Source organism: Aestuariivirga sp., from assembly GCF_044239095.1.
Taxonomy (GTDB): Bacteria; Pseudomonadota; Alphaproteobacteria; order Rhizobiales; family Aestuariivirgaceae; genus Aestuariivirga.
The window spans coordinates 1-3,731 of sequence record NZ_JBIICB010000355.1 but is presented as its reverse complement, the minus strand read 5'-3'; the positions used below and the strand labels follow the sequence as shown (position 1 = coordinate 3,731).

The window sequence follows — 3,731 nt, the reverse complement described above, 5'->3', positions numbered from 1 at the left end:
CGTCTCGGTGTCAACCGCCACGGAAGACCCCAGATCGAGGCCATTGGGCAGGTCGCCCTTGTAAAGCTTAACTGCCATCAGAGGGTCCCGACCTTTGCCGCATGTGTAGGGATGGTGCCCAGAAGAGGACTCGAACCTCCACGCCTTTCAGCGCTAGTACCTGAAACTAGTGCGTCTACCAATTCCGCCATCTGGGCCAGCGGGGCGTGTCTTAGAGAGGCGGAAGGGGCCTGTCAACCGCAGTCCTGAGATTGTCTCTCCTCAGCCTCTGGATCCTTGCCGATGCAGGGCTAGCCGCGCGTTCCGGCCAGGTGGAATCACCTGGTCGAAAAGAACGCGCGCAAGATCAATTGCTTGAGCATGATCTTGCCGCAAAAGTGGTTTCCACTTTTGGCGATCATGCTCTAAAAGGCGCGGCATACGACAACATCAGGGTGATTTCCGTGCTCGTTCAGCCATCCGACAGACTCATCACCATCATCGGCGGATCGGGTTTCCTCGGCCGGCACATCGTGCGGGCGCTGGCCAGGCGCGGCTACCGCATCCGGGTCGCCTGCCGGAGGCCGGACCTTGCCGGCCATCTGCAGCCCTTAGGCAACACCGGCCAGATCATGATGGTGCAGGCCAATGTGCGCTATCCGGCCTCCCTCGCCGCGGCTTGCGAGGGTGCCTATGCAGTCATCAACCTGACAGGCGTTCTTTATTCCGCGGGCGCCCAGAGCTTCGACGCCGTGCACGCCTTCGGTGCGGAAGCCTCGGCCAGGGCAGCGCACGACGCACGGGCCCGGCTGTTCATCCAGATGTCTGCCATCGGGGCGGACGAGAACTCCCCGGCCCAGTATGCGCAGAGCAAGGCTGAGGGCGAGAAGCGCGCGCGCGCGGCCTTTCCGGGCGCCATCATCCTCAGGCCGTCCATCGTGTTCGGGCCGGAGGATGATTTTTTCAACCGCTTCGCCGGGATGGCGCGCCTTTCACCCTTCCTGCCGCTGATCGGCGGCGGCGAGACCAAGTTCGCCCCCGTTTTCGTCGGCGATATCGCAGAGGCAGTGGCCCGGCTGGTCGACAGCGGCGAGGCGAGCGGCAAAACCTTTGAATTCGGCGGGCCGGAAGTCTTCACCTTCCGCCAGCTGATGCAGTTCACGCTCGATACCATCGGGCGCAAGCGCCTGCTGCTGCCCCTTCCCTGGGGCATTGCCAGGCTGCAGGCCGCCGTGCTGGGACTGCTGCCCAAGCCGCTTCTCACCCTCGACCAGGTGGAAATGCTCAAGACGGACAATGTCGTCAGCGAAGCGGCGCGGCAGGGCGGGCTGACACTCGAGGCTCTCGGCATCGTCCCCCAGGGCATCGAGTCAATCGTCCCCGGCTATCTCTACCGCTACCGCAAGGCCGGTCAGTTCACCGCGCCCAAGGGCATACCGGAGTAGATCAGCGCCAGCAGCACGAGGCCCAGCCCCACGCGGTAGACGGCGAAGGGCAGGAAGCTGATGTGGCGCACCATCTTCATCAGCACCGTGATGGTGCCGAGCGCCACGAAGAAGGTGAGTATGGCTGTCAGCAGCATGCCAAAGGTGATGGTCTCGCCGGAGGCCACGGCATCGCCCAGCTTCAGCATGCCCGCACCCGCAATGGCCGGGATGCCGAGCAGGAAGGCGAAGCGGGCCGCCTCCGGCCGTTCGAAGCCCAGGGCCCGGGCTGCCGTCATGGTGATTCCGGAGCGGCTGGTGCCCGGGATGATGGCGATGGCCTGCGCCACGCCGATGATGAGCGCCGGCATCCAGGTCATGTCGGACATGCGGCGGTTGGACAGGCCGTAGCGGTCGCACAGATAGAGCAGGATGCCGAAGACGATGGCATTCCACGCCACCACCTCGGGCATGCCGCGCACCATGTCCATGAACCCGATCTTGTCGAGGAACAGACCGAACAGCACAGCCGGAATGGTGCCGAGCAGAATCAGCAGCGCAAGCTTGCCCCAGCTGGTGACGCGCCCCCGGAGGAAATCGACTGCACCCTTCGCAAGGTTCACGCAATCCCGCCAGAAATAAACCACCACAGCCAGGAAGGAGCCCATGTGGACCATGACGTCAGTCAGCAACCCCTGGTCCGGCCAGCCGGTCAGTGCTGGCACAAGCAGCAGATGGCCGGACGACGAAATCGGCAGGAACTCGGTAATGCCCTGGATCAAGGCCAGGACGACGATCTGGAAAATGAGCATGTCGGCTGGCTGGGCGGCCCCTTGAGTTTGATCCGGAATCTCTTGCCGCAAGGGCTGCCCGCGTCCTATACGCCCGCAAGACCCGGCGCAACCGCGGCATTTGGCTTGTTCGGATGCAAAGTTGACAGTTTCAAGGTTAAGACTTCCTTAATATGCCGAGCCTCATTCACTTCACCCTCGACCCGTTCAGCCGCAGGCTTCGCCTGGCTCTGGCTGAATATGGCGTTCCGGTCGAACTGATCGATGAATTACCCTGGGAGCCCAGCGCCGACATCTTCGAACTCAATCCGGCGGGCACGGTTCCGGTCTATCTCGAGGACGCGGCAACGCCGGTCTGCGGCATCGAGGCGATCGGCGAGTACCTCGAAGAGACCAAATCAGACCGGCTCAGCCTCATCCCGGGCGATGCCTTCGCACGCGCTGAAGTGCGCCGCCTCCTCGGCTGGTTCGACGGGAAGTTCTACGCCGAGGTCTCCGAACCCATTCTGACCGAGAAGGTGATCCGCCGCTTCCTCCCGCGCGAGAAGGGCGGCGGGGGTCCCGACACCGGCCGTGTTCGCCAGGCGATGGCGCAGCTCCGCAGCCACCTTGACTACATCGGGCACCTCGCCGACCGCAGGCCCTGGCTCGCCGGGGGCGATCTCTCGCTGGCCGACCTCGGCGCAGCGGCACATCTCTCGGCGATCGACTATTTCGGCGATGTTCCGTGGGCGGATTATCCTGATGCAAAGTCATGGTTCCAGCGCGTGAAGTCCCGCCCCTCATTCCGGCCGCTGCTGGCGGACATGGTCCGCGGCATCACGCCGGGTCCGCACTATGCGGACCTCGACTTCTGAACGTGTCCGCCTTGTTAAGCGCCTTGCGGGAGAAGGCCGCGCGCGAGGGCTTCGCCGCCCTCCGCATTATGACGCCCGCGCATGATCCGGTGCAGGCGGAGCGCCTCAGCCACTTTCTGGCCGAGGGCCGGCACGGCTCCATGGCATGGATGGCGGAGACCGCCGAACGGCGCGCCAGCCCGCTTGCGCTGTGGCCCGAGGCGCGCTCCGCCATTATGCTGGCGCAGAACTACGCCACGGACCTCGACCCGCTCGAAAGGCTCAAAGACACGCAGGCCGGCGTCATCTCCGTCTATGCGCTGAACCGGGACTATCACGACGTGGTCAAGGGCAAGCTCAAGCGCATCGCGCAGTGGCTGGCCCATGAGGCGCGCGCCGAGGTGAAGGTCTTCGTGGACACCGCGCCCCTGATGGAGAAGCCGCTGGCCCAGAAGGCGGGGCTCGGCTGGCAGGGCAAGCACACCAACCTGGTCTCGCGGGACCTCGGTTCATGGTTCTTCATCGGAACGATCCTCACCACGGCGGAACTGCCGCCCGGCCAGCCGGAGGAAGACCACTGCGGCTCGTGCCGGGCATGCCTCGACATCTGCCCGACCGATGCCTTTCCCGCCCCCTATCAGCTCGATGCCAGGCGCTGCATTTCCTACCTCACCATCGAGCATGCGGGCCACATCCCGTCC

General features: G+C 64.5%; 4 protein-coding genes and 1 tRNA gene. 3 read left to right on the top strand and 2 right to left on the bottom strand.

The window, feature by feature from the left end; all coding sequences use genetic code 11:
* Positions 1-112: 112 nt before the first annotated feature.
* Positions 113-197: transfer RNA gene (locus ACILRA_RS21040), tRNA-Leu, on the bottom strand.
* Between the two features lie 237 nt (positions 198-434).
* Here ACILRA_RS21040 and ACILRA_RS21035 point away from each other — a divergent pair.
* Positions 435-1,424: a complex I NDUFA9 subunit family protein gene (locus ACILRA_RS21035; RefSeq protein ID WP_395664004.1), complete on the top strand. Its 990-nt coding sequence runs from the start codon at positions 435-437 to the stop codon at positions 1,422-1,424.
* Here ACILRA_RS21035 and ACILRA_RS21030 read toward each other — a convergent pair.
* Positions 1,391-2,215, bottom strand: coding sequence for an undecaprenyl-diphosphate phosphatase (locus ACILRA_RS21030; protein ID WP_395664003.1), 825 nt, complete (start codon positions 2,213-2,215; stop codon positions 1,391-1,393). The two genes, ACILRA_RS21035 and ACILRA_RS21030, sit on opposite strands and share 34 nt — an antisense overlap.
* 152 nt (positions 2,216-2,367) lie before the next feature.
* On the opposite strand from ACILRA_RS21030, the gene ACILRA_RS21025 reads away from it, so the two are divergent.
* Positions 2,368-3,051: a glutathione S-transferase family protein gene (locus ACILRA_RS21025; RefSeq protein WP_395664002.1), complete on the top strand. Its 684-nt coding sequence runs from the start codon at positions 2,368-2,370 to the stop codon at positions 3,049-3,051.
* 2 nt (positions 3,052-3,053) lie between these two features.
* Positions 3,054-3,731, top strand: a 678-nt coding sequence (gene queG / locus ACILRA_RS21020; RefSeq protein WP_395664001.1) for a tRNA epoxyqueuosine(34) reductase QueG, incomplete at its 3' end; no start/stop codon positions are given.